Genomic DNA, 24,181 nt, shown 5'->3' with positions numbered 1-24,181 from the left:
TTCATTCAATAAGACAGGTTTTATAGTTAAATTTATTCTTTTTTCTTTCGAGATATAACTGATACAATCTTCTGGTAGGTGAAATCCTCCCCGATTTGACTTTTGAAGACAAGATAAAAATTGCCTACAAACACTTGAAACGCTTGATTAACCTCAAAGAGGAAAACGTAGCAGTTCGTGAATTCCGTGGCCTCGCTCCTCACTACCTCCGTGGAACATCTGGCATTGCTAAACTCCGTGGAGCTATTTCACAAGCTAGCACCCTGGCAGAGATTGAAGCTCTCTTGCAGTTGCATAAGGCTTAATAGATTAAAACCCGTAACTCTCTTAAAGTTGACGGGTTTTTGATTGTAAAAATTCAAATACTGAGCGCTATTATTGACTCAAAGCAACACTGGAAACCTTACCATCCGCTCCTGTTGTAATTTGGATGACTTTTCCTCCACCAATTTTGGCATTATACTTACCATCATCAAGAGTATAAGAATAGCCTTTGATAGAGTAATTTTCTTTCTTTCCATCAGAAGATTCTACTGTAAATTGACCACCTGATGAAACTGTGATGGTTTCGCCATTTGCTCCCTTCCAATTTCCCGCTGCAGCTGAGAAATCACCATCTACCATGGTTAAAACACCCTTGTAGCGTTTATTTTGCTCTGCTTGTTTGTCTTGAAGTTTGCGGTCAGTTGTAGGATCATAGCTTGATTGGTTAGATTGGGCTTGAGGAGCTTGTTGAGTTGAAGGAGTCTGAGCAGGAGTTTGTTGACTAGCCACTTCTTGACCTTGTCTTTGCTCTGGTGCAGGAGCCGCTTGTGATGGCGTTGCAGTTGCTGAAGATTGATCAGTAGACGCCTTAGTCTTTTCAGATGAAGCTGAACTTGAGGACTTCTGAGTCTTGCTTTCTTTGTTAGAAGAAGTTGCTTTAGAACTTGATGACTGGCTTGTCTTAGCAGAACTGCTTGCTTGAGTTGTTTCCTTTTTATTTCCACAAGCTCCTAATAGCAAGGTAGAAGCCAATACAGTTGCTGCCATCAATTTGATATAGGTTTTCTTTTTCATTTTTCTACTCCTTTGTAATATTTTAGAAATATAAAGAAATGTTTTTGTAATATAATTGTAACATTGTGATTTAAATATGTCAACAATTTATCTAAACTATTTTAAAAATCTTAAATACTTTAGATACATTTACTCCTCCTACTCTTCTATTCGTAATAAAACAGAAAAACAGGAGATTTTCCTGTTAAAAATTTAAATTTGTTTTTGTGTAATCGCTTGCATTACGTTAAACGAAGGAATATAATAATATTGAAATATAATATAGGAGGTGCACTCTTATGCTAAATAAGTATTACAAGTATCTGCCTTGGTTAATTTTGGGAGCTATTGGCTCTTATCAATCAGCCGCTTACTATGCGCGAACTGCATTTGATGTCTTCTATCTGACTACAATCTTTTTGATTGTCTATATCGCCTTGTTATTTTTACATGAGAACTATCTCAAGTATCGATACAAAGCCTTCTTTACTCACATGTTGAGCAATTCTAAGAAAGATAGCCATCCCTAAAAACAGTCGCAATAGCAAATCAAACTAATAAAGGCAAATAAAGAGGTCGGGAACTTTTTCCCGGCCTCGCTTTTTATTTCAATCGATAGGTTTTTCTTGGTTTCTTTTTAGGTACTCGTTTGAGTCCGACTTCTTCTACATATTCTCCGTATTTTACGAGAAAGTTATTGCTGACGATTGGACGACCGGGATTGATAAGATTGACCAGTTCAGTCCCTTCGTAGACAGTGAACTCCTCCTCCAGCAGATAAAGGAAGGTCGGATTCCAGTCGAGACGGCCTTGGATTCGTTTGATGGATTCTTGGATAATAGCATAATGGTCAAAAGCGAAGGCTTGCTCCTCCAACTCTACTCCCTTTAAGAAGCACTTGCCTGTCTGAAAATCGACATCTACAAAAACCACATCCTTGGCATCGTCTCCTGCTTGAACAAGTTCTAATGCACAACTAGGCAGATAAACCAAGTGGGCAATGGTCACTGTCCAGCCCCGTGGGTCACGGCCGGGGGTCGATACAGTCATCAATTGCTCGATTTTTTCTAAAGGGAGTTCGAGGTTGACCTCTTCTTTCACCTCGCGCTGACAAGCATGTGCAGCATCTTCGCCCTTGTCCATAAATCCTCCAACCAGAGCCAAACAATTTTGATAAGGGTGAGCCTTGCGACGAATTAATAAGAGCTTGATCTTTCCTTCGACAAAGCAGTAGGCTACCATATCCACCGTCACACTTGGTTTTTCGTATTGAGGAAGTTCCTGCTTGTAGTACCAATCCAAAAACTCCTCCTGACTGGCATGAATTTCAAAATATTCTTTTTCCGTCATCCCTGCTGGAATCATCGTGTCCGTCATTTTATGCCTCCTTACGAACTGCCTTGGTCCATTGGTACCAACCTACTAGACTATTGAGTGTGTAAACCCAGTACATCCCTTGAATATGGATATTTTCACCCCACCAGAGGTAGATACTAAAGAGATTGGTTGCAATCCAGAAAATCCATTGCTCACGATAGAGACGTGTCATCAAGAGCTGGCCGACACCATTGGTCGCATCGGTAACACTATCACGGAAAGGGCGAGCACTATGGATACTTTGGTAAGCTAAGCCCATACCAATCCAGATGATAGCAGTCAAGGCTAAGTACTTGAGCCAGTCAAAAACAGATAATTTCTTAGATTCAAAGTGAGATTCTTCTACTTTTCCTTGGTCATTGATACGGTTGGACAGCCAAGCATAGAGACCAATCGGCTGCATGACAAAGAAGTAAACAGTCGTCAAAACTTCACCATAAAAAGTCGCATTCATAGCCAAAACCAAATAGATAGCAGAGTTAATGGCCCCAAAGAGATAATTGCTTGCACGTCCTTCTGCTACCAAGATAACACAGACAATCCCAGTCCAAGATGCAAACAAGCTCATCCAGTCATGACTTTCTGTATTTTGCGTGAATTCTAAAATCAAGGGAACACTTGACAGGACGGTGAGATACAACCACTGGAAGAGACTACGTCCCATAAAGAGATCCTTCCAGAGCAGGCGCATGATTCCTGCAAAACCGATCTTACGAGCTTCTGCATGAACATTTTTAAAGTTTTCGATAAATTGTGTGATTTTTTCAGTTAGTTTTTTCATAATTTTCTCCTAATCTGCTTGGTAAATGGCATCAATAGCCACTTTGGCTGCTTCATAATTGCCTAGGTAATCCTCAGCTAGATAAACTAGTGGAATGGTGGTTAAATATCGCTCTCTCATATGGTCCAAATGCTGGGAAAAACTATGACGAATATGGTCTTCTGCCATAGTCATATCTCTAAATCCGTCATTGACATAGGAGCCGACCGGTTGCACAAAGAGAATCAAGTCCCATTTTTCCTTAGCCAAGATCGAAACAAAGAGATTATCAAAGGTTTCTCCTGATAAGTCCCCTTGGTCCTCGGTCTCCATGTAATAATCATAGTAGCCCTTAGTTACTAAGGAGTTGGTGTCAGCTATCACCAATCCCCTATTGGCATTACTGTCAATTAACTTAGAGGTCTGGTCATACTGCCCCAACAGGAGATAATAGTAATCTTTTGGAGTCAATTCATCGTCGCGGACATTGTTTTTAATCTGGTACTCACGTGCGTATTCCAAACTGACGGGTGCATCGTAATACCTTGCCAAATCCTTGGCCAGAGTGGTCTTCCCATTGCTGGCACTCCCCATAATCAATACTTTCTTTGTAAACTGACGACGGAAGGGCTGAGCGATGTTTTTCCAATATTTGCTTGGATTTTCTCGAATCATAGTCGCTGAGATTCCAAACTTTCTTTCTTGCAAAACGGTCTCAAAACCACGATTTGATAATTCTTGCTGGTAGTCTGCTTCTCCCACAAAGAAAATTAGTTCTTGCTGGGTTTCATCATAGGAAATCTCCGCTAACATTTGGTCCAACCACTCCTGCCAGCCCATAGGGTAGCGAGGAAGATTGGTTTCATCTAACTTACAAACCAAGGTCAACTCGTCACCACGAAAGGCCTCTCGGATATAGCGGAATCTTTTTTGAAGCGTTAAGCCTACCTGCTCTCCTCGGTCTCCCTCATAGCCTGAAACGACAACCCAGACCTGGTCACACTGTCGCTTCGCACGCTGAATCAAATCGATATGTCCTTGATGAAGTGGAGCAAAGGTTCCAAATACCACTGCTGTTTTCTTTTTCATAAACGCATTACCTTTTTATGGTTTTTGATATTTTTATTATCTATGTTTTTATTATAAACTATATTTTTGTTTTGTCAATAGTTTTTTATTATTTTTTATAAAAAAGTAGCAAAAAAGAGAATCAAGATTACTCCTGATTCTCCATTTTTATACAATATCAAATTTTAACTGGCCTGCTTTAACACCAATCTTAAGTGTGCTGCCTGCCTCTAATTCTCCCTTGAGAAGAAGTTCTGCCAACTTGTCTTCCACTTCTGTTTGTAGGGTTCTGCGAAGTGGACGAGCTCCCATCTCTGGGTCATATCCTTGATTTGCCAACAATTTCAGTGCGGAAGCTTGTAATTTCAAGTCAATGCCTTTTTCAGCCAAACTTGCCACTAAAGGTTTGACCATAATCTTCACCACTTCCTGCATATGGTCGCTAGATAAGCTATGGAAGACCACCTTTTCATCAATACGGTTGATAAACTCCGGCCTATAAGCTTTTTTCAGCTCTTCAAACATGCGTTTCTCCATATTCTCCTGGTCAAAACGAATGTCCTTGGCCCCAAAACCAACAGTCTTGTCATCACGAAGGGCTGTCGCACCAAGGTTTGAAGTCATGATAATAATGGTATTTGAAAAATCAACCTTGCGACCCTTGCTATCGGTCAAGACACCATCATCCAAGACTTGCAAGAGGACATTAAAGATGTCTGGGTGGGCTTTTTCTACCTCATCAAAGAGGAGAACAGAGTATGGTTTGTTGCGAACCTTCTCGGTCAACTCCCCACCTTCTTCATAACCCACATAGCCCGGAGGAGCTCCGTTGAGACGACTGGCTGCGAATTTCTCCATATACTCACTCATGTCAAAGCGGATAAGGGCTGATTCGTCATCAAAAAGAACTTCTGCCAGAGCCTTGGCCAATTCGGTCTTACCGACACCTGTAGGCCCTAGGAACATAAAGGAACCAATCGGACGCTTATGACTGCGAATCCCTGACTGGTTGCGGCGAATGGCACGGCTAATACTTGAAACAGCTTGATCTTGACCGATGACACGTTTGTGCAGTTCAGCTTCCAAGTTTAGGTATTTCTTAGCATCAGTCTGAGTCAGTTTTTGGACTGGAATACCTGATAAGCGACTCAAGGTGGTCAAAATATCAGACTCTGTCACCAAGTCTTTATAGACAGGCACTTCCTCTTCTTTTGCGATTAACTGAGCTGCCTGTTTCCACTTACCATCCATCAAGGCCTTGTCAGCTGGACTCAAACCTGAATCGTCTGCTTTTACATGCTTAACCTTATTTTGCACTGTTGCTGCTGCTTCATCTAAGAGGTCGATAGCAGAGTCTGGCAAGTGACGACTAGTCAAGTAACGATGCGCCATCTTGACAGCTGTTTCGACCGCTTCATCTGTGATTTGCACACGGTGATGTTTCTCATAAGTCGCCTTCAAGCCTTGCAAAATGGCCATACTGTCGGCCACACTTGGCTCTTCAATCGTCACTTTGGCGAAACGACGAGAAAGGGCCGCATCTTTTTCGATGTGTTTTTGATATTCTTCCTGAGTGGTCGCACCAACTGTTCTCAAGGTGCCACGCGCCAAGGCTGGCTTCAAGATATTGGCCGCATCCAGAGTCGAATCAATCCCGCTCCCAGAACCCATGATAGTGTGAAGTTCATCTATAAAGAGGATGACTTGGCCATCTTCTTCAATATCCTTAATGATATTATTCATGCGCTCTTCAAAGTCACCACGGAAACGTGTCCCTGCCACGACATTCATCAAATCAAGCTCTAACACGCGCATCTTAGCCATTTCCGCAGGCACGTCCCCACTAGCAATACGCTGGGCAAGTCCAAGCGCCAGAGCTGTTTTTCCGACACCAGCATCCCCAACCAAGACAGGATTATTCTTAGTCTTCCGACTCAAAATTTGAATCATACGCGAGATTTCCTTGTCCCGACCGATAACTGGCTCTAACTTGCCAGAACGCGCTTGCTCTGTCAAATCATGCGTATAGTCCTCGAGACCACCGCTTGGAGTCTGGGGCATGCCCATCATATTAGCCATAGAATTTTGCTTATCAGCTACTGTACGATGGCGTTGGCGTAAAGCCTTGAGATCTTCACGAGTCCAACCTGCTCGTTCTTCTAGATTTCGACGTAGGGCAGCAATCTTGACCTGATCTTTCTTGTCTTCATAAGAAAAACCAGCTCTCTCCAAGATACGAGTCGCCAAGGCATTGCCATCATGCAAAATCGCATAGAGGACATGCTCTGTCCCTAGCACCTTAGCATGGACCACTGACGCTACATACTCTGCTTCGTCAAAAAGGACCTGCAAACGATGAGAAAACGGCAATTCCGTAAAGGTTTCATCCTGGCTATAGTCCGTTTCAGTCAGTTCCAAAGCGACCTCTTCTAAACGGTCCATCTCATATGGATAATCATTTAAAGTCGCCCCTGCCACACTATAACTGTGATTAGACATGGCAATCAACAAGTGCCAAGACTCTAGGTAACGAGCTCCAAAATGGCCAGCCACCATGTAGGCACTTTCGATACATTCATTCAATGCTTTTGAATAGTTCATCTTACTTCCCTTTTCTATCTACCTCTTGTATGACCTGTCGTAGCATGTTTGCACGAACAACTGGAGCTTCTTCTCCTAGAACGCGATCTAAAGCTACTGCCACCAGCAAATTCATCTCCTGCTTGGTCATCAATTCCTGCTCAACCAAAAGCTGCAGAATATCCTCATAAATTTCTTGACTGACCCGCTCACCAATCGAGTAAAGCAAATCGCGGAGCATTTCATGATGACTAGAAAACTCAATCCGTCCTATGCGAATGTAGCCTCCGCCACCACGCTTACTTTCAACCAAGTAACCTCTACTTTCCGTAAAGCGTGTCTTGATCACATAGTTAATCTGACTAGGAACAACCTGAAAAGTATCTGCCAACTGACTCCGTTGCAACTCCACAATTCCAGATTGATCTAAAATCGCCTTGATGTAGGCCTCAATATGATCCGATGTATTTTTAAATCTCATTACAAACCCACCTCTCTCTTTAAACCTTGACTATCTTTGACTATTATACCGAAATTTTCTCATTTTTAAAAGAAAAAGGGCGCTGGTAAAGGATAATCTTCACCAACTCCCTATTTTTCTACTTATCTAAGCCTAATTCTACCAAAATTTGACGTTTATAGGCAATCTTTTGGACTTCTTTGTCCTCATCTTCAGACCAATCTAGTTTAATTTCTGAAACAATCTGCCCAGGTCGATTTTTCAAGATATAGATGCGGTCGCTGAGACTGAGGGCCTCCTCGATACTATGCGTAATGATCAAGGTTGTTAGCTGCAACTGCTTGTGAATCTCAAGGTACCAAGCGTGGAGTTCCATCTTAGTCATCTCATCCAAGGCGCTGAAGGCCTCGTCTAAGAGAAAGAGCTTGTGCCCGAAAAGGTAGGTTCGGAGCAAGGCTACACGCTGGCGCATCCCACCACTGAGTTCATGAGGGTATTTATCTCTTACAGCTGTCAACTGGAAGGTCGCAAGGATGTCATCCGCTCGGGCAACGGCTTCCGCCTTATCCACTTTTTGAATCAAGAGGGGCAGAATGATATTACCAAGCACGGTCTTGTGCTCCAAGAGCAGATCCTTTTGCAACATATAACTCACGCGCCCCTGGGGATTTTCTTCACCATCAAGGACAATTCTCCCTGACTGAACTTCTAAAATACCCGCAATTAAGTTGAAAAGCGTAGTCTTACCAACACCACTTGGGCCTAAGATAGAAACCACTTCACCTGAAGTCACCTGCAGGTTGATATCCTCTAAAATCCTCTCCTGACCATAGGCATAACTGACTTGTTCTAGTCTAATCTCTGTCATTATTTCACAAATTCGTTGGTGAATCCTTTGTCTGTCAAGTCTTCTTTAAGGATACCATTTTCTTTATCCCATTTGTAGAAGGCATTCCAGCGAGCTGCATCAAATTGACCCCATTTTTCCTTGTCGCTTGCGTATTCTTTTGACAAGTATTTTTGAGATTCGATGACAAAGTCACGTTTTTCCTTGAGTTCAGGCGCATTCTTGATGAGGATATCAGCTGCTTCCTCTGGATGCTCCATAGCATATTGGTAGCCTTTTTTGATAGCTTGGATGACTTTACGAGCTTCTTCTTTGTTGTCTTTAAGGTAGTCGTTGTTTGCGATGATAACTGGTGAATAGTAGTCAAACTCCTTGACATAGTCTTTCAAGTACATGAAGTTAGCATCTACACCTTGTGATTTAGCAAGGATACCATCCCAACCGTAGTAGATCCAAGCAGTATCAAAGACGCCATTGGCAATCGGTGTGATTGAGTTTGAGTCGTTATTTGGTACTTTTTCAACCTTCTCAAAGTCTCCACCTTGAGATTCTACCAAGGTTTTCAACATAGCAAGTTCAGTTGGGTCATTCCAAGTTCCGTATTTCTTACCAACCAAGTCTTTTGGACTAGCTACATTGTCAGATTTACGAGAGATGATTCCTGATGTATTGTGTTCTACGATAGCTGCAACGGCAGTGATTCCTGCGCCTTTTTCCAATTTTTTAGCCATATAGTCTTGGAAATAGACTGCAAATGGTGCCTTACCGTTAATAACCAAGTCAGAAGAACTTTCTTCTGGTGGCAATTTCAAATCAACATCCACTCCAGCTTCTTTGAAATAACCTTTTTCCTTGGCCACATAAAGCCCTGTGTGGTTGGTATTTGGCGTCCAGTCTAGGATAAAGTCAATCTTCTTGAGTTCTGCTTCCTTATTATCCTTAGAAGCAGTTCCTTGACCACAGGCCACAAGCACAACAGCTACAAGAGCTGTTAAAACAGTTAAAAACACTTTCCATGTTTTCTTCATTTCAATTTCCTCTTTTCTTTTTCAGAAACATTCTTATTCTACGAACGTTTCCATTTAATAACATATTTTTCACTGACATCAACCAGCTTCATACCGAGAAGACTGATAATCGATACCAGAATAATAATAGCAAACATAGTATCATACTGAAACAGTTTCTTGGACTGAATCATGTAGACACCTAGTCCTTCAAAGCCTCCCAACCACTCAGATACTACTGTTGTGATAAAGGCGTAGGAGACACTGACCCTCAGACCAGCATAAAAGTAAGGCAGACTGACAGGGATTTTAAAATGCCACAGGATTTGCCAAGGTTTGGCCCGCATCAGACTAAACAAGGTCAGCATATCCTTGTCACAATGCCTAAAACCGTCCAAAATGCTGACGATGATAGGAAAGGTTGTTGTCAAGATAATCAAGACAATCTTGGGCAAAATCCCATAACCGAGCCACAAAACCAGGATAGGGGCTATGGCAATGGTCGGGATAGTCTGAACAACCACCATCATAGGGTAAATCAGATCGTTAAGCCAAGTCAAACTGTCCATAAGCACAGCCATGAGACAGGCAATCAAGACTCCCAAAATCAGTCCCAATAAAGCCACTCTCAAGGTGGCCCAGCTATGGTGCCAGAGAGATTCTCTATCACGAACAAAGGACAGGAGAATTTCAAGAGGTGTCGGCAGGATAAACTTGGGGAGAAGTTTAAGAAAACCTGCTAACTGCCAGATTGACAAGACTCCTAGAAAGCCCAATAGACTAATGTGTCGTCTCAGTATACTTTTCAAGTTTCTCATCAATACTTAAAATCTCTCCTACATTTATTTTGACATTGGCAAAAACATTATCTGCCTCCTGCCCTGCCACTTCTAGCGCTTCTTTGAGAATGCGCATAAGCTCATCAAACTCCCCTTCCAAGACCGTTTCAAATGGTGTCACCACCATAGTCACCTCTTGAGCTTGCAGATAAGCAATGACTTGATCGATAACAGCAATCCGATCAATCCCCTGTGATAGGGGTAAAATTTGCAAGGCGATGCTTGCTTTCATAAGAACCTCCTCTTCTCGTTTTCCTTTGACAAAAAGAAAAACCTTTGCCATATATGGAAAAGGTCAAGAGTAGACTAAGTATCGTTCCCTACGCTGGCATTACCCAGATCAGGTGCGGTCGAAGCTTAACGCTTCCTCTCAGACTGTACACAGACTCCCATATATTATATGGACATATGATAGCGCAAAACAAAAAAAATGTCAAGGAAACTGCTTACAGAAAAGAGTAGGAAAATTTTCCTACTCCAATTTTCTATACTCGTTCTCCATCACTATTTACTCTGTAGCCATCCACCGTCGTATTGACGGCTAAGGCGCCCGAAGAGTAAGAGTAATACCACTTACCAGAAACTTGATACCAGCCTGTTTTCATTGCCCCTGAACTATCCAGATAATACCACGAGCCATTCTCCTTTAACCAGCCTGTCTGCATTTCACCAGATGATTTCAAATAATACCAGCTAGAACCATCCTTCAACCAGCCTGTTGATTTAGAGCCATTTGATTTGAAATGATACCAACTACCATTTATTTTCTTCCAACCAACAGTTGAACTGTTATTGGATCCATAGTTAGAGCTATTTCCTGATTGATTCTGATAATTCTGTGAAGAGCTTACTCCCTCTAGCTGGATATAGCGACGACTTCCGTTATAAGCCGTATAACTCAACCACTTGTACCCATCTTTTTCGAGAATTTGATCATAATGAACATTCTCCCCAGGATAATAGTAATCAATTGCAGTTGCGCTAGCTAGAGGCTGATTTTTGATGGCAGCCTTAGTCTTAAAATAATGTGTTCCTCCTGTTGAAACTGAGGATTGACTATTCCCAACACTGCCACCAGCTAAATCTTTAAAATGGATAAAACCAGTCATAGTATTCGCCTTCACGACACGCTTATTATAAGATTCCCTTATTCCATAGTTGTATTCTTCAATCTCAATCTCATCTCCCACTACATTTGACACCCAGGCAACATGACCATAAGTTCCTGCAGTAGACCAAGCAATGGAGCCAATCGCTGGTCTATTATCGACACGATAGCCTTCACGACGAGCACGATAGCCCCATTCATTCGCATTCCCATAAGCAGCCGGAATCTCAAAACCATTGACATTACTCAAACGAAAAGCTGCAAAAGAAGTACATTGACGAGAATACATGCGCCACTTATCAATCTCCTGGCTCCCATTTTTATAATGAGCAGGATAATCATCCCCACGCGCAATCGATCCATTTCCTCCTGAATAGGCATATACACTATTACCCGCTGCTAACATCAATCCTACTACTAAAAAGGGAACAACCTTTTTAGCTGATTTTCTGAAAGAAAACCTTGTCTCTGCTACTTTAAATGGTGAAATTTTCATTCTTCCTCCTTGAAAAATAATATAAATCGAAGATTACCTTCACTTAAACTATTCGGAGAAAAAAAGAAAAAGTGAGAAAATTTCTCACTTTAGTCAAGATAATGAATCAAATTCTTTTCTGTAAGGATATCTGAGTAAGTAAAGGATTCAACGTAAACATTAGCTTGTTTATCTCCTTCAACGTTTCCAAATTCAACGATAAATAGGGATGGATAAACCTCAATTAGCTTACCCAATCTATTTTTTTGGCGCTTACGACCATTCTCCAGAGTCATTTCTACGACTTGTCCCTCATGTGCCTTGATTTCTTCTTTGATTTTTTTCATCTTGGCTACATCTGTAAATGCATCTGACATCTTATGCCTCCCTCTTTGAGATACTTGAAAATTTATTGTATTCTTTTTGAAAAATTAATTCCACCGTTCCACGAGCTCCACTACGGTTTTTCTCGATAATAACCTCTACCTTATTATTCGGTATGCCTTCCTCTTCTTCACCACCACGCTCATAGTAATCGTCGCGATAAAGAAAGGCTACGATATCAGCATCCTGCTCAATAGACCCAGATTCACGAATATCAGACAAGACCGGTCTCTTATCCTGACGTTGTTCTACACCACGAGAAAGCTGACTTAGAGCGATTACTGGAACCTTCAGTTCCTTAGCTAAAATTTTCAACTGACGTGAAATTTCTGAAACCTCTTGTTGACGATTTTCTCGACCTGTTCCCGTGATAAGCTGCAAATAGTCTATTAAAATCAAACCAAGATTTCCAGTTTCTTGAGCCAGTTTACGAGAACGAGAACGAATCTCTGTAATCCGAATCCCTGGCGTATCATCGATATAGATACTTGCATTAGCTAGATTCCCTTGAGCAATGGTATATTTTTGCCACTCCTCATCAGTCAATTGACCCGTACGGATAGAATGCGATTCCACCAAACCTTCTGCCGCCAACATACGGTCCACTAGACTTTCCGCACCCATTTCGAGCGAAAAGATAGCAACCGTTTTGTCTAACTTGGTTCCAATATTTTGCGCAATATTCAAAGCAAAGGCTGTCTTACCAACCGCCGGACGGGCTGCTAGGATAATCAACTCCTCCTCATGAAGTCCAGTCGTCATATGATCCAAGTCACGATAGCCTGTCGCAATACCTGTAATATCGGTCGTTTGTTGCGAGCGAGCTTCCAGATTTCCAAAGTTGATATTCAACACATCTCGAATGTTCTTAAATCCACTTCGATTAGCATTTTCGCTGACATCAATTAGTCCTTTTTCTGCCTGAGCAATGATTTCATCAGCTGGTTGCGAAGCCTCGTAAGCTTGATTGACAGACTCTGTCAACTTGGAGATTAATCGACGTAGCATGGCCTTCTCTGCAACAATCTTAGCATAATACTCCGCATTAGCAGAAGTTGGCACAGAATTGACAATCTCAACCAAGTAAGACAGGCCACCAATATTCTGTAAATCACCTTGATTATCAAGAATGGTACGAACCGTTGTTGCATCTATAGCATCGCCACGATCGGATAAATCGACCATAGCTTGGAAAATCAAACGATGGGCATACTTAAAAAAGTCCCGAGACTCAATATATTCTCGCACAAAAACAAGCTTACTCTCGTCAATAAAGATAGCCCCTAAAACGGATTGCTCAGCTAAGATATCTTGAGGTTGTACTCGTAACTCTTCTACTTCTGCCATCAGACTTCCCTTCCTTTTACAATCTTGTCAAGAAAGTGTAAATTTACCCTTCTTTCACACGAAGATTGATTACACTTGTAATATCTTGATAGATTTTCACTGGTACATCAATCAAACCAACAGCTCGAATCGGAGCTTGTACTTGAATATGACGTTTATCAATCTTAATTCCAAATTGCTTTTGCAATTCTTCTGCAATTTTCTTATTGGTAATAGAACCAAAAGTACGGCCATCTGGACCAACTTTTTCAACAAATTCTACAACCGTTTCTTCTGCTTCTAGTTGGGCTTTAATTGCTTTTGCTTCTGCAATCATCTCAGCATGAGCTTTTTCTTCAGATTTTTGTTTACCACGAAGTTCACCTACAGCTTGAGCAGTTGCTTCTTTTGCTAAATTCTTTTTGATAAGAAAGTTTTGTGCATAACCTGTTGGTACTTCCTTAATTTCACCTTTTTTACCTTTTCCTTTAACATCTGCTAAAAAGATTACTTTCATTCTTCTTTCTCCTTTTCCTTTATTTCATTTAATACAATTTCTGTCAGTTTTTTACCTGCTTCTGACAAGGTTGAATCCTTAATTTGAGCTGCTGCCAAATTAAAGTGGCCTCCACCTCCCAGCTCTTCCATGATCCGTTGTACATTCAGCTTACTACGACTGCGAGCTGAGATAGAGATAAACCCTTGTGTATTCTTCGCAAGAACAAAACTCGCTTCAATACCTGACATAGCTAACATGGCATCTGCTGCCTTACTAATAACAACTGTATCATAGCATTTCGAGTCCTTAGCCTCTGCTATCAGTACATCTGAACCTAATTTACGCCCCTGTAAAATCAGTTCATTGACCTCACGATATTCTTCAAAATCCGTCGCAGCCATTTCCTGGATAGCAATACTATCGCTTCCGCGCGTTCTGAGATAGCTAGCAACATCAAATGTCCGACTAGTCACTCGTGAGGTGAAATTTTTAGTATCCAACATCATACCAGCCATTAAAACACTTGCTTGCATACGACTCAAACGATTTTTCTTAGAATTCTGGAACTGAATCAATTCCGTTACCAACTCACTGGCACTACTTGCACCACTTTCGATATAAGTAATAACCGCATTATCTGGAAAATCCTGATCCCGTCTGTGGTGGTCGATGACGATGGTTTGGGTAAATAAATCATAAAAATCTTTTGATAAAGTTAAAGCTGTCTTTGAGTGGTCTACAAGAATCAACAAAGAACGATTGGTCACCATCCCCATTGCGTCCTTAACAGACAACAACTTTGTAACTCCTTCTTTTTCTAAGAATGAAACAGCTCGTTCAATATCCGGCGACATTTGTTCTTCGTCATAAATAGCATAGCTATTTTCTGTTACATTACTAGCAAATAACTGCATACCTACAGCAGAGCCAAGAGCATCCATATCTAGATTTTTGTGACCAACTACAAAAACCTGATCCACACTACGAATCTTATCTGAAATAGCCGTCATCATAGCACGCGTACGGGTCCGTGTACGTTTGATTGAGGCAGCAGATCCACCACCAAAATAAACTGGATTTTTCGTTTCGTCGTTTTCCTTGACAACCACTTGGTCGCCACCACGCACTTCAGCCAAGTTCAAGTTGAGCAATGCAACTTTCCCTATCTCATCATGATTTCCATCACCATAAGAAAATCCCATACTTAAGGTCAAGGGCAACTGTCTCTGTTTCGCCTCTTCTCTGAATGCATCAATAACAGAAAATTTATCATTCATCAAGCCCTCAAGCACCGTGTAGTCCGTAAATAGATAAAAGCGGTCCATACTCACTCGACGAGAGAACATGGCATGCTTCCCAGCAAATTCTGAAACAAAATTGGCTACAAAACTATTGATATGACTGATATCAGACTCCGATGTTTCATCTTCTAAGTCATCATAGTTGTCAACGGAGACAATCCCAATCACAGGTCGACTTGTCACTAACTCAACAGTCGCTTCGTATTCTCCAGACACATCAAAGAAATAAAGAACTCCAGATACCTTGTCCATATGAACCGAATAACGGATTTCACCTAAGGTAGCATAAGAACCTGGATTCCCCACAGAAGCCTTTATAATTGTTTGAATTAATGCAACATCAATCTCGCCCACTTCATTAGTCAAAATCAATTCAGCGTAAGGATTGAACCACTCAACTTCACCTGACGATAAGTCTAGTTTAATAACTCCGACAGGCATCTGTTCTAACAAGGTTGTCAAACTATCTTCAGCTTGGTGGTTTACATACTGGATTTGTTCTACTTCACTCTTTGAGTAGTAGTCTCTCTGATGGATGAATAGTAAAATATATGAACCCAAAATAAGTAGCAAAAGAAATAGCGTTACCAGTGTATTCGTTACAAAAACAAGTTGCACAGATAGCACTCCGAACGCCACTATTCCTAATATTAAGGGGAAAATAGGACTTACATAAAATTTTTTCATTCCAAACCTCTTGGCACCCATTATACCATAATAACCACCAAAAAGCGACTTTTTAAAAGTGTAATCAGTAATTCTATCAATTATAAGAAAAAGGAGGTTTACAATTTAGTAAACCTTCCTTTACACATATTGAAATTAAGATTCTTTAACTTCTAACAAGCCAATCTCGCCATCTTCTCGACGATAAATCACATTGGTTGTCTGATCTTCAACATCCACATAGATAAAGAAATCATGTCCCAACAAATCCATCTGTAGAATAGCTTCTTCCAAATCCATTGGTTTTAAATCAATTTGTTTTGAACGAACAACTCTAGATTGGACAACATTTGTATCTTCCACCAAAGCATCTGTAAATAATTGACTAGTTGCTACCTTGTTTTTATTTTTACGCTCGATTTTTGTTTTATTTTTACGAATCTGACGTTCAATTTTATCGGTTACAAGGTCAATTGAACCATACATATCTTGAGACACATCTTCTGCACGAAGAGTAATTGAACCAAGCGGAATCGTCACCTCCACTTTAGCCGTTTTTTCACGATACACCTTCAAGTTTACTCGAGCATCCAACTCTTGTTCAGCTTGAAAATACTTTTCGATCTTTTCGAGTTTAGAAACTACATAATCACGAATTGCTTCTGTTACTTCTAGGTTTTCACCACGGATACTATATTTAATCATATGAGTACCTTCTTTCTAAACATTTTTGTTTTTCTGATTTCATTATAACGCTTTCATTTTATTTTTGCAAATTTTTTCCTCATCTTACAAGGGAAAATGTTTTTACATCCTCAGCACCAGCTTCTTCCAACAGCTTCTTCACACGATTTATAGTTGTTCCAGTAGTATAAATGTCATCTATAAGTAGGATTTTTTTAGGAATAGTGACTCCCCTTTTAATAAAGAAAGGAAGTTCTGTCCCCAAGCGTTCTGAACGATTTTTGGAAGAACTGGCCCGCTCTTCTCTCTTCTCTAGTAAGTCTTGCAAAGAGAACTCTGCTGCTTCAACTAAACCTTCAACCTGGTTAAATCCCCTCTCGAGCAATCTTTCAGGACTTAGGGGAATTACAACAAATTGATACTCTTTGTACTTTTTTAACTCCTCACTTAAAACTGAAGCAAAAACTTTTCTTAAAAGGAAGTCTCCATCAAACTTATACCGACTGAAAAAATCCTTCATAGCTTGATTGTAAGTAAAAATCGCTCTATGACTGACTTCAACTTCTTCTTTACACCAAAATTGACAATCTTGACACTTTGTTGACAAACCTGTTTTCATACAGTTTGGGCAGTTTTCTTCTCCAATCCTCTCAAAAGTAGAGTCACAGTCTGAACAAAGACAAGAGTCATCATTCTTCAGAAGTAAGAGACTACTAAAAGTTAAAACAGCCTTCATAGTCTGCCCACATAATAAGCACTTCATAGCCCCGCCTCCTTATTCATCTGCTGAATTTCCTTAATTGCCTTTTTGATTGAAGCATTTAACCCGTCATGGAAGAAAAGCAAATCTCCTGTCGGTCTGTCCATACTCCGACCGACACGTCCTCCAATCTGTATTAAACTAGACTTGGTAAACAGACGATGATTGGCCTCTACTACGAAAACGTCAACACAAGGGAAGGTAACTCCACGCTCCAATATCGTCGTACTGATAAGTATTGTCAGTTCTCTATCTCGAAAAGCTTGTACCTGCTCTAATCGATTTTCTGTGATAGAAGATACAAAGCCAATTTTCTCATTTGGAAATTGCTCCTGTATGATTTCTTTTAACTGTTCCCCTTTCTTAATCTCTGAAGCAAAAATGAGTAACGGATAACCTGTCTTTCTCTGCTTCTCAATATAAGACTTTAGCTTTGGTGACAACCGACTTTTCTCTAAACAGTGATTAAAATCGGATAACCAGACAGGTTTAGGAATAATCAAAGGATTTCCATGAAATCGTCTTGGCAAACTCAATCGTTTTAATTCTCCGATGCGAACCTTCCTATCTAACTCATCGGTAGAAGTTGCTGTTAAAAAGATTCTCAAGCCATTCTCCTTTACACTATTCTTGACAGCATGGTAAAGCATAGGATTGTCAACATAAGGAAAGGCATCTACTTCATCCACTATCAGTAAATCAAAAGCTTGATAAAACTTCAATAACTGATGGGTCGTCGCAACAACTAGTGGTGTTCGAAAATACGGCTCTGATTCTCCATGTAGGAGGGCTATCTCACAAGCAAAATCCTTTTGCAGGCGCTTATACAGCTCCAAACAAACGTCTATGCGAGGACTGGCCAAACACACTGCACCACCCGCATTGATCACTTTAGCTACTACTTGATAAATCATTTCTGTCTTTCCAGCTCCTGTTACAGCGTGAACCAAGCTTGGCTCTTGCTTGTCTACCGCTTGAAGCAGTCCCTGTGATACCTTATCTTGAAAAGGGGTTAATTGACCACGCCATTTAAGAACATCTTGCTTCGGAAAATCCTCCTGTGGGAAATAGTATAAAGATTGATCACTCCTGACTCGCTTCATCAGTAAACACTCCCTACAATAGTAAGTACCGATGGGCAAATACCATTCTTCTAGAATAGTACTATTACAACGTTGACAGAAAAGTTTCCCTTTCTCCTTTCTCATTGCTGGAAGTTTCTCCGCCAACTGACGTTCCTCTTCTGTTAATTCATTCTCAGTAAACAAGCGACCGAGATAATTTGGATTTACTTTCATACTTCTTTATTCGTAAAAACCTAGCGCTTTAAATGATTTTTTAGTACAATTAAATCATGGAATTTAGAACAATTAAAGAGGACGGACAAGTCCAAGAAGAAATCAAAAAATCCCGCTTTATCTGTCATGCCAAGCGTGTTTATAGCGAAGAAGAGGCTCGTGACTTCATTACTGCCATCAAGAAAGAGCACTACAAAGCTACTCATAACTGCTCTGCCTTCATTATTGGGGAACGTAGTGGAATCAAACGGACAAGTGATGATGGTGAGCCCAGTGGGACTGCTGGCGTTCCCATGCTTGGGGTACTAGAAAATCACAATCTTACTAATGTCTGTGTGGTAGTGACACGCTACTTTGGTGGCATTAAACTAGGCGCTGGAGGATTGATTCGTGCTTACGCTGGCAGTGTTGCCTTAGCTGTCAAAGAAATTGGCATCATTGAAATAAAGGAACAGGCTGGCATTGCTATTCAAATGTCTTACGCTCAGTACCAAGAGTACAGTAACTTCCTTAAGGAATATAATCTCATGGAACTGGATACAAACTTTACAGATCAAGTCGATACGATGATTTATGTTGATAAAGAAGAAAAAGAAACTATTAAAGCTGCACTTGTAGAGTTTTTTAATGGAAAAGTCACTTTAACTGATCAAGGTTTACGAGAAGTTGAAGTTCCTGTAAACTTAGTGTAAACAAAGGAGAAAAATATGGCATTTGGTAAATTCATTCAAGGACTCGCTGGTAACTTTAGCGAGCAAAACAAAGAAACTCTTATCAAAGAATATGGACAATATCTACTAGAAAATGAAGAAATTCAAAGTGGATATAAACTGATTCGTGATTCAATTATATTTACAAATATCCGTATTATCTTTACAGATAAACAAGGCGCTACTGGTCGTAAGATGTCTATTAAATCAATCTTTTTGATGAACATTGTTAACGTTGAAATGGAAACTGCAGGAGCAGGTATAGATGATAGTGAAATTACTATTACTTATTTAGAAAATGTCTTTCTAAAAGCACACAATGAGCATTTTAATGCTCATAAATTTGAATTCCCTAAGAAAACGGATATCGTTCCACTTTACACCTATTTATTAGAATTAGCTTATCACAATCGCTTGAAAATTAATGGCTTAGACCTGTGATATAAAAAAATCCTATCACTTCGATAGGATTTCTATATTTTACAAATGGTATAGATAGCGTTATACTAGAAATATCTTATACAAAGAGGTATTCATATGTCTATTTATAACAACATTACTGAATTAATCGGTCAAACTCCGATTGTTAGACTCAACAACATTGTGCCAGAAGGTGCTGCGGACGTCTATGTAAAGCTTGAAGCATTCAACCCTGGCTCTTCTGTAAAAGATCGTATTGCTCTTAGCATGATTGAAAAAGCTGAACAAGACGGTATTCTGAAACCAGGTTCTACTATTGTTGAAGCAACAAGTGGAAATACTGGTATTGGACTTTCATGGGTAGGTGCTGCTAAAGGATATAAGGTTGTCATCGTTATGCCTGAAACTATGAGTGTAGAACGACGTAAGATTATCCAAGCTTATGGTGCTGAACTCGTCCTAACTCCTGGTAGTGAGGGAATGAAAGGCGCTATTGCTAAAGCTCAAGAAATCGCTGCTGAACGTGATGGTTTCCTTCCTCTTCAATTTGACAATCCAGCTAATCCAGAAGTACACGAAAGAACAACAGGAGCTGAAATACTAGCTGCTTTCGGTAAAGATGGACTAGATGCCTTTGTTGCTGGAGTGGGTACCGGTGGAACGATTTCTGGTGTTTCTCATGCACTCAAATCAGCAAATTCTAACATTCAAGTTTTTGCAGTAGAGGCAGACGAATCTGCTATTCTATCTGGTGAAAAACCTGGACCACACAAAATTCAAGGTATCTCAGCTGGATTTATTCCTGATACACTTGATACAAAGGCTTATGATGGTATCGTTCGTGTAACATCAGACGATGCTCTAGCACTCGGCCGTGAGATTGGTGGAAAAGAAGGATTCCTTGTAGGGATTTCTTCAGCTGCAGCTATCTACGGAGCCATCGAGGTTGCCAAGAAATTAGGTACAGGTAAAAAAGTTCTTGCTCTAGCACCAGATAACGGTGAACGTTATTTGTCTACAGCACTCTATGAATTTGAAGTGTAGTCTCCTAAATGCACTTAGCCCTTATTATAGGGCTTTTTATTTATACCTTGAAAATAGGAAAATCTCCCTATACGGATCTACTGTATAGAAAAAAGGAAGCAATTTGGCTTCCTTTTTATTATTAGTTATTCAAGGCTGCTGCCATTGTAGCTGCAACTTCAGCTTCGAAGTCGTTTGCAGCTTTTTCGATACCTTCACCAACTTCAAAGCGAGCGAACTCAACTACTGAAGCGTTAACTGATTCAAGGTATGCTTCAACTGTCTTGCTGTCATCCATGATGTATACTTGTGCAAGAAGTGTGTAAGCTTGGTCAACTTTAGTGTTGTCAAGCATGAAGCGATCCATTTTACCTGGGATGATTTTGTCCCAGATTTTTTCTGGTTTGCCTTCTGCAGCCAATTCAGCTTTGATGTCAGCTTCAGCTTGGGCAATAACATCATCAGTCAATTGAGCTTTTGATCCATACTTCAAGTGTGGAAGAGCTGGTTTGTTAACCATTGCACGACTTTCGTTATCTTGGTCGATAACGTGGTTCAATTGTGCCAACTCATCTTTAACGAATTGCTCATCCAATTCTTTATAAGAAAGAACTGTTGGTTTCATCGCTGCGATGTGCATTGACAATTGTTTAGCAAGTGCTTCGTCTCCACCTTCAACAACTGAAATAACACCGATACGTCCACCGTTATGTTGGTATGCTCCAAAGTGTTGTGCATCTGTTTTTTCAATCAATGCAAAGCGACGGAATGAGATTTTTTCTCCGATAGTTGCTGTTGCAGATACGTATGCAGCTTCAAGAGTTTCACCTGAAGGCATTGTCAAAGCAAGTGCTTCTTCATTATTAGCAGGTTTTCCTTCAGCAATAACTTTAGCTGTAGTATTTACCAATTCAACAAATTGAGCATTTTTCGCAACGAAGTCAGTTTCAGCGTTTACTTCAATAACTGCTGCAACATTACCGTTAACGTAAACACCAGTCAAACCTTCTGCAGCAACACGGTCAGCTTTCTTAGCTGCCTTAGCCATACCTTTTTCACGAAGCAATTCAATCGCTTTTTCGATGTCACCGTCTGTTTCTACAAGCGCTTTTTTAGCGTCCATAACACCGGCACCAGATTTTTCACGCAACTCTTTTACAAGTTTAGCTGTAATTTCTGCCATTTTGATTCTCCTATATTTTTTAAAAATAGGAGAGCCGGGCTAAGCCCCGCCCTCCTAGGTAATTACTAATTATATGAATTAAGCGTTGTCGCCTTCTACAACTTCAACGATTTCTTCGATTGAGTCTGCTTGAGTTTCTGAAGCTGCAAATTCTGCTTCAACCGCTACTGCATCTTCACCTTGACGTCCTTCGATGATAGCGTCAGCCAATTTAGCTGTGATCAATTTAACAGCGCGGATAGCATCATCGTTAGCTGGGATGATTACATCAATATCATCTGGATCAGTGTTTGTGTCAACCATCGCTACAACTGGGATTCCCAATTTCTTAGCTTCTTTAACAGCGATTTGCTCTTTATGTGGATCAACTACGTACATAACATCTGGGATACGAGGCATATCTTCGATACCACCCAAGAATTTTTCAAGACGTGCACGTTGTTTGTTAAGAAGTGCAACTTCTTTCTTAGGAAGAACTTCGAAAGTTCCATCTTCTTCCATACGTTTGATTTCTTTCAAACGAGCGATACGTTTTTGGATTGTTCCCCAGTTTGTAAGAGTTCCCCCCAACCAACGGTGGTTGATGAAGTATTGACCTGAACGTACTGCTTCTTCAGCAACTGCATCAGCTGCTTGTTTCTTAGTACCAACAAACAATACAACTGCATCGTTAGCTGCTGCATCACGCATGAAATCGTAAGCTTGGTCAGCGTATTTTACAGTTTGTTGCAAGTCGATAACGTGGATTCCGTTACGCTCAGTGAAGATGTACTTAGCCATCTTAGGGTTCCAGCGACGAGTTTGGTGGCCAAAGTGTACACCAGCCTCAAGAAGTTGTTTCATTGAAATTACTGCCATGAGTATTTCTCCTTTTTGTTTTTTTCCTCTTCTTGACTTCAACTCGCAAAACGACCCAAAGGCAACTGTTTCACAATTCATCAAGAATGAGTATTATCGTTCACACGACAAGTTTCATTTTACCATACTTTTTCAATATTTTCAAGCGATTTTAGTAGATTTTTAAAGCAAGTTAACTATATAAATCATAAAAGAGACTCAAATCGAGCCTCTTCGTTTTATTCATTAGTTTGGATAGATGTATGTTACAAAACCTTCTGAAGTTGTAGTAGGATTGAACCAACCACGTTTATTTCCGATTGTACGGTTTCCACCATAGTTTGATTCAGATACTTGGATACTTGTTGATGATGAAACAGCTGTAACCACGGCTACGTGTCCATATCCACCATCATTCCAACATGCAATGGCACCAACTTGAGGTGTAGATCCTGTACGGAATCCTGCTGCAGCTGCACTTGTAGCCCACTGTGCTCCATTACCCCAGTAATCTCCAGCCCAAGGCGCCAATGTTTTAGCTCCCCATGTACACTCACCAGTTGGATAACTTGAAGCATTTGTACTATATGTTGGACGATGTGTCACTGGAGCAGGAGTGTAGCTTGTTGATTCTGTTGAAGCACTGCTTGAAGATGATTCAGACGAACTTGACTCAGATGAACTTGATGAAGAAATAGTAGATAGTGCTTGAACCTGTGCTGTAAAAGTTGTATTTCCAGAAGCAACTACTGTTTGTTGTTGACTTGCTTGTTTAGCTTTATAAGCTGCTTCTGCTTCTGCAGCCGCTTTAGCTTCTGCTTCTGCTGCAGCTTTTTTCTCAAGTAAACTTGCTTTTTCATCCTCTGCAGTAGCCTTTTCAGCAGCAAGATTCAATTCTGCAGCTTTCAACTCAGCTTGTTTTGTAGTTAATGATTGAGCATCATCAGCTAGTTTTTGCTGATTTGCAATAACTGTATTAATCGCATCATTGTTTGCTACTTGTTTTTCAGAAATAGCTTTTTTATCTGCCTTTTGTTGTTCCAACATTTTGTTGTTTGCAGATACGATTTCACTCATTGCAGCAACACGTGAAATAGCTTCTGTAATTGATTTTGAGTTTACAATTGTATTAATGTAATTTGTTGCAGCTCCATTTGTTTGAGCACTACGAGCTTGTTTTTGTAATGAATCATTGCGAGATACAATATTCTTAGAAAGTTCTGTAATTTCACCCTCAAGCTTTTTAGATTCTGCTTGTAGTCTATCATTTTCAGATTGCAAGTTTGATTGCTCTGTTTGAATAGCAGATACTTGCTCCTGAACTTGATCAACTTGTTTTTGAGCTTCTTGTTGTTGTGCTGTTAAGTTACTAATTTTATTATCTTGAGCAGCAATTTTGTCATCAGTAGTTTCTGCATGCGCAGTTGTTAAAACAGCTGCTTGAGAAACCATTACTGTACTTAGTAAAAGTGACGCTAAGATTTTTTTCTTCATATTTCGTAGATACTCCTTCTTTTAAAGACATTACTAG

General features: G+C 40.3%; 25 protein-coding genes, 1 pseudogene and 1 riboswitch. Of the genes and pseudogenes, 5 read left to right on the top strand and 21 right to left on the bottom strand.

What is annotated here, in order from left to right:
• Positions 1 to 77 precede the first annotated feature (77 nt).
• Positions 78 to 305: pseudogene (locus HMPREF2764_RS07095) on the top strand (tRNA dihydrouridine synthase DusB); the annotation flags it as partial.
• A gap of 70 nt (positions 306 to 375) precedes the next feature.
• Here HMPREF2764_RS07095 and HMPREF2764_RS07090 read toward each other — a convergent pair.
• On the bottom strand, positions 376 to 1,059 hold the full coding sequence (locus HMPREF2764_RS07090; RefSeq protein WP_000730894.1) for a hypothetical protein: 684 nt from the start codon (positions 1,057 to 1,059) through the stop codon (positions 376 to 378).
• A 278-nt stretch (positions 1,060 to 1,337) separates the two neighbouring features.
• Between HMPREF2764_RS07090 and HMPREF2764_RS07085 the strand changes: the two genes are divergently transcribed.
• On the top strand, positions 1,338 to 1,568 hold the full coding sequence (locus HMPREF2764_RS07085; protein ID WP_004261990.1) for a hypothetical protein: 231 nt from the start codon (positions 1,338 to 1,340) through the stop codon (positions 1,566 to 1,568).
• A 73-nt stretch (positions 1,569 to 1,641) separates the two neighbouring features.
• On the opposite strand, the gene HMPREF2764_RS07080 is transcribed toward HMPREF2764_RS07085, so the two are convergent.
• From HMPREF2764_RS07080 to HMPREF2764_RS07000, 17 genes are all read right to left on the bottom strand, one after another.
• Positions 1,642 to 2,415: an NUDIX domain-containing protein gene (locus HMPREF2764_RS07080; RefSeq protein ID WP_049501966.1), complete on the bottom strand. Its 774-nt coding sequence runs from the start codon at positions 2,413 to 2,415 to the stop codon at positions 1,642 to 1,644.
• Between the two features lies 1 nt (position 2,416).
• On the bottom strand, positions 2,417 to 3,196 hold the full coding sequence (gene pnuC, locus HMPREF2764_RS07075; RefSeq protein ID WP_000736875.1) for a nicotinamide riboside transporter PnuC: 780 nt from the start codon (positions 3,194 to 3,196) through the stop codon (positions 2,417 to 2,419).
• A gap of 9 nt (positions 3,197 to 3,205) precedes the next feature.
• Entirely contained in the window at positions 3,206 to 4,264 is a 1,059-nt protein-coding gene (locus tag HMPREF2764_RS07070) for an AAA family ATPase (protein ID WP_000730574.1), read from the bottom strand.
• Positions 4,265 to 4,411: 147 nt separating this feature from the next.
• A complete protein-coding gene (locus HMPREF2764_RS07065) occupies positions 4,412 to 6,844 on the bottom strand; it encodes an ATP-dependent Clp protease ATP-binding subunit (protein ID WP_070528356.1) in 2,433 nt (810 codons plus the stop codon).
• Between the two features lies 1 nt (position 6,845).
• The gene (locus HMPREF2764_RS07060) at positions 6,846 to 7,304 is read right to left on the bottom strand and encodes a CtsR family transcriptional regulator (protein WP_001211265.1); all 459 of its coding nucleotides are present in this window, start codon (positions 7,302 to 7,304) and stop codon (positions 6,846 to 6,848) included.
• A 118-nt stretch (positions 7,305 to 7,422) separates the two neighbouring features.
• Positions 7,423 to 8,151 carry an ABC transporter ATP-binding protein gene (locus HMPREF2764_RS07055; protein WP_000136238.1) on the bottom strand — a complete coding sequence of 243 codons (729 nt, stop codon included), beginning with the start codon at positions 8,149 to 8,151 and terminating at the stop codon, positions 7,423 to 7,425.
• The gene (locus HMPREF2764_RS07050; protein WP_004255331.1) at positions 8,151 to 9,158 is read right to left on the bottom strand and encodes an ABC transporter substrate-binding protein; all 1,008 of its coding nucleotides are present in this window, start codon (positions 9,156 to 9,158) and stop codon (positions 8,151 to 8,153) included. The genes HMPREF2764_RS07055 and HMPREF2764_RS07050 overlap by 1 nt, the downstream gene beginning before the upstream one ends.
• 38 nt (positions 9,159 to 9,196) lie before the next feature.
• A complete protein-coding gene (locus HMPREF2764_RS07045; RefSeq protein WP_186821166.1) occupies positions 9,197 to 9,955 on the bottom strand; it encodes an ABC transporter permease in 759 nt (252 codons plus the stop codon).
• On the bottom strand, positions 9,918 to 10,208 hold the full coding sequence (locus HMPREF2764_RS07040) for a thiamine-binding protein (protein ID WP_000647655.1): 291 nt from the start codon (positions 10,206 to 10,208) through the stop codon (positions 9,918 to 9,920). The genes HMPREF2764_RS07045 and HMPREF2764_RS07040 overlap by 38 nt, the downstream gene beginning before the upstream one ends.
• Positions 10,209 to 10,276: 68 nt before the next feature.
• Positions 10,277 to 10,379, bottom strand: a riboswitch (TPP riboswitch).
• 82 nt (positions 10,380 to 10,461) lie between these two features.
• Entirely contained in the window at positions 10,462 to 11,580 is a 1,119-nt protein-coding gene (cbpD, locus tag HMPREF2764_RS07035) for a choline binding-anchored murein hydrolase CbpD (protein WP_070528354.1), read from the bottom strand.
• A gap of 89 nt (positions 11,581 to 11,669) precedes the next feature.
• Complete coding sequence (locus HMPREF2764_RS07030; protein ID WP_001278169.1) at positions 11,670 to 11,936, bottom strand: Veg family protein; 267 nt, start codon at positions 11,934 to 11,936, stop codon at positions 11,670 to 11,672.
• Position 11,937: 1 nt separating this feature from the next.
• Positions 11,938 to 13,290: a replicative DNA helicase gene (gene dnaB, locus HMPREF2764_RS07025; protein ID WP_004263550.1), complete on the bottom strand. Its 1,353-nt coding sequence runs from the start codon at positions 13,288 to 13,290 to the stop codon at positions 11,938 to 11,940.
• 43 nt (positions 13,291 to 13,333) lie between these two features.
• On the bottom strand, positions 13,334 to 13,786 hold the full coding sequence (gene rplI / locus HMPREF2764_RS07020; RefSeq protein ID WP_000864214.1) for a 50S ribosomal protein L9: 453 nt from the start codon (positions 13,784 to 13,786) through the stop codon (positions 13,334 to 13,336).
• Positions 13,783 to 15,756 carry a DHH family phosphoesterase gene (locus HMPREF2764_RS07015; protein ID WP_049546904.1) on the bottom strand — a complete coding sequence of 658 codons (1,974 nt, stop codon included), beginning with the start codon at positions 15,754 to 15,756 and terminating at the stop codon, positions 13,783 to 13,785. Before HMPREF2764_RS07015 ends, rplI begins: the two co-directional genes overlap by 4 nt.
• A gap of 135 nt (positions 15,757 to 15,891) precedes the next feature.
• Positions 15,892 to 16,440, bottom strand: a complete 549-nt coding sequence (gene hpf, locus HMPREF2764_RS07010; RefSeq protein ID WP_004255322.1) for a ribosome hibernation-promoting factor, HPF/YfiA family — start codon at positions 16,438 to 16,440, stop codon at positions 15,892 to 15,894.
• A 79-nt stretch (positions 16,441 to 16,519) separates the two neighbouring features.
• Positions 16,520 to 17,182 (bottom strand): ComF family protein, encoded by a 663-nt coding sequence (locus HMPREF2764_RS07005; protein ID WP_004255321.1) that lies wholly within the window; start codon positions 17,180 to 17,182, stop codon positions 16,520 to 16,522.
• Positions 17,179 to 18,477 (bottom strand): ATP-dependent helicase ComFA, encoded by a 1,299-nt coding sequence (locus tag HMPREF2764_RS07000; RefSeq protein ID WP_004255320.1) that lies wholly within the window; start codon positions 18,475 to 18,477, stop codon positions 17,179 to 17,181. Before HMPREF2764_RS07000 ends, HMPREF2764_RS07005 begins: the two co-directional genes overlap by 4 nt.
• 56 nt (positions 18,478 to 18,533) lie before the next feature.
• Between HMPREF2764_RS07000 and HMPREF2764_RS06995 the strand changes: the two genes are divergently transcribed.
• From HMPREF2764_RS06995 to cysK, 3 genes are all read left to right on the top strand, one after another.
• Positions 18,534 to 19,169 carry a YigZ family protein gene (locus tag HMPREF2764_RS06995; RefSeq protein ID WP_000395748.1) on the top strand — a complete coding sequence of 212 codons (636 nt, stop codon included), beginning with the start codon at positions 18,534 to 18,536 and terminating at the stop codon, positions 19,167 to 19,169.
• A 15-nt stretch (positions 19,170 to 19,184) separates the two neighbouring features.
• Positions 19,185 to 19,628 carry a PH domain-containing protein gene (locus HMPREF2764_RS06990; protein WP_070528353.1) on the top strand — a complete coding sequence of 148 codons (444 nt, stop codon included), beginning with the start codon at positions 19,185 to 19,187 and terminating at the stop codon, positions 19,626 to 19,628.
• 96 nt (positions 19,629 to 19,724) lie between these two features.
• Positions 19,725 to 20,651: a cysteine synthase A gene (gene cysK, locus HMPREF2764_RS06985; RefSeq protein ID WP_070528350.1), complete on the top strand. Its 927-nt coding sequence runs from the start codon at positions 19,725 to 19,727 to the stop codon at positions 20,649 to 20,651.
• A gap of 121 nt (positions 20,652 to 20,772) precedes the next feature.
• Here the strand turns inward: cysK and tsf are convergent, their stop codons facing one another.
• The 3 genes from tsf to pcsB all read right to left on the bottom strand — a co-directional run bounded on the left by tsf (position 20,773) and on the right by pcsB (position 24,144).
• Entirely contained in the window at positions 20,773 to 21,813 is a 1,041-nt protein-coding gene (tsf, locus tag HMPREF2764_RS06980) for a translation elongation factor Ts (protein WP_000808070.1), read from the bottom strand.
• A 78-nt stretch (positions 21,814 to 21,891) separates the two neighbouring features.
• Complete coding sequence (gene rpsB, locus HMPREF2764_RS06975) at positions 21,892 to 22,671, bottom strand: 30S ribosomal protein S2 (RefSeq protein WP_000268466.1); 780 nt, start codon at positions 22,669 to 22,671, stop codon at positions 21,892 to 21,894.
• 225 nt (positions 22,672 to 22,896) lie between these two features.
• Positions 22,897 to 24,144 (bottom strand): peptidoglycan hydrolase PcsB, encoded by a 1,248-nt coding sequence (gene pcsB / locus HMPREF2764_RS06970; protein ID WP_070528348.1) that lies wholly within the window; start codon positions 24,142 to 24,144, stop codon positions 22,897 to 22,899.
• Positions 24,145 to 24,181: the final 37 nt, after the last annotated feature.

Origin of the sequence: Streptococcus sp. HMSC073F11, from assembly GCF_001810785.1 — a bacterium.
Classification (GTDB): Bacteria; Bacillota; Bacilli; order Lactobacillales; family Streptococcaceae; genus Streptococcus.
The sequence above is the reverse complement of the archived record's forward strand: the minus strand, read 5'-3'. Positions and strand labels throughout refer to the sequence as shown.

Bases quoted from the DNA above. Each gene is read 5' to 3' on its own strand.
- HMPREF2764_RS07090 (WP_000730894.1), bottom strand. From the start codon at position 1,059: ATGAAAAAGAAAACCTATATCAAATTGATGGCAGCAACTGTATTGGCT.
- HMPREF2764_RS07085 (WP_004261990.1), top strand. From the start codon at position 1,338: ATGCTAAATAAGTATTACAAGTATCTGCCTTGGTTAATTTTGGGAGCT.
- HMPREF2764_RS07080 (WP_049501966.1), bottom strand. From the start codon at position 2,415: ATGACGGACACGATGATTCCAGCAGGGATGACGGAAAAAGAATATTTT.
- pnuC (WP_000736875.1), bottom strand. From the start codon at position 3,196: ATGAAAAAACTAACTGAAAAAATCACACAATTTATCGAAAACTTTAAA.
- HMPREF2764_RS07070 (WP_000730574.1), bottom strand. From the start codon at position 4,264: ATGAAAAAGAAAACAGCAGTGGTATTTGGAACCTTTGCTCCACTTCAT.
- HMPREF2764_RS07065 (WP_070528356.1), bottom strand. From the start codon at position 6,844: ATGAACTATTCAAAAGCATTGAATGAATGTATCGAAAGTGCCTACATG.
- HMPREF2764_RS07060 (WP_001211265.1), bottom strand. From the start codon at position 7,304: ATGAGATTTAAAAATACATCGGATCATATTGAGGCCTACATCAAGGCG.
- HMPREF2764_RS07055 (WP_000136238.1), bottom strand. From the start codon at position 8,151: ATGACAGAGATTAGACTAGAACAAGTCAGTTATGCCTATGGTCAGGAG.
- HMPREF2764_RS07050 (WP_004255331.1), bottom strand. From the start codon at position 9,158: ATGAAGAAAACATGGAAAGTGTTTTTAACTGTTTTAACAGCTCTTGTA.
- HMPREF2764_RS07045 (WP_186821166.1), bottom strand. From the start codon at position 9,955: ATGAGAAACTTGAAAAGTATACTGAGACGACACATTAGTCTATTGGGC.
- HMPREF2764_RS07040 (WP_000647655.1), bottom strand. From the start codon at position 10,208: ATGAAAGCAAGCATCGCCTTGCAAATTTTACCCCTATCACAGGGGATT.
- cbpD (WP_070528354.1), bottom strand. From the start codon at position 11,580: ATGAAAATTTCACCATTTAAAGTAGCAGAGACAAGGTTTTCTTTCAGA.
- HMPREF2764_RS07030 (WP_001278169.1), bottom strand. From the start codon at position 11,936: ATGTCAGATGCATTTACAGATGTAGCCAAGATGAAAAAAATCAAAGAA.
- dnaB (WP_004263550.1), bottom strand. From the start codon at position 13,290: ATGGCAGAAGTAGAAGAGTTACGAGTACAACCTCAAGATATCTTAGCT.
- rplI (WP_000864214.1), bottom strand. From the start codon at position 13,786: ATGAAAGTAATCTTTTTAGCAGATGTTAAAGGAAAAGGTAAAAAAGGT.
- HMPREF2764_RS07015 (WP_049546904.1), bottom strand. From the start codon at position 15,756: ATGAAAAAATTTTATGTAAGTCCTATTTTCCCCTTAATATTAGGAATA.
- hpf (WP_004255322.1), bottom strand. From the start codon at position 16,440: ATGATTAAATATAGTATCCGTGGTGAAAACCTAGAAGTAACAGAAGCA.
- HMPREF2764_RS07005 (WP_004255321.1), bottom strand. From the start codon at position 17,182: ATGAAGTGCTTATTATGTGGGCAGACTATGAAGGCTGTTTTAACTTTT.
- HMPREF2764_RS07000 (WP_004255320.1), bottom strand. From the start codon at position 18,477: ATGAAAGTAAATCCAAATTATCTCGGTCGCTTGTTTACTGAGAATGAA.
- HMPREF2764_RS06995 (WP_000395748.1), top strand. From the start codon at position 18,534: ATGGAATTTAGAACAATTAAAGAGGACGGACAAGTCCAAGAAGAAATC.
- HMPREF2764_RS06990 (WP_070528353.1), top strand. From the start codon at position 19,185: ATGGCATTTGGTAAATTCATTCAAGGACTCGCTGGTAACTTTAGCGAG.
- cysK (WP_070528350.1), top strand. From the start codon at position 19,725: ATGTCTATTTATAACAACATTACTGAATTAATCGGTCAAACTCCGATT.
- tsf (WP_000808070.1), bottom strand. From the start codon at position 21,813: ATGGCAGAAATTACAGCTAAACTTGTAAAAGAGTTGCGTGAAAAATCT.
- rpsB (WP_000268466.1), bottom strand. From the start codon at position 22,671: ATGGCAGTAATTTCAATGAAACAACTTCTTGAGGCTGGTGTACACTTT.
- pcsB (WP_070528348.1), bottom strand. From the start codon at position 24,144: ATGAAGAAAAAAATCTTAGCGTCACTTTTACTAAGTACAGTAATGGTT.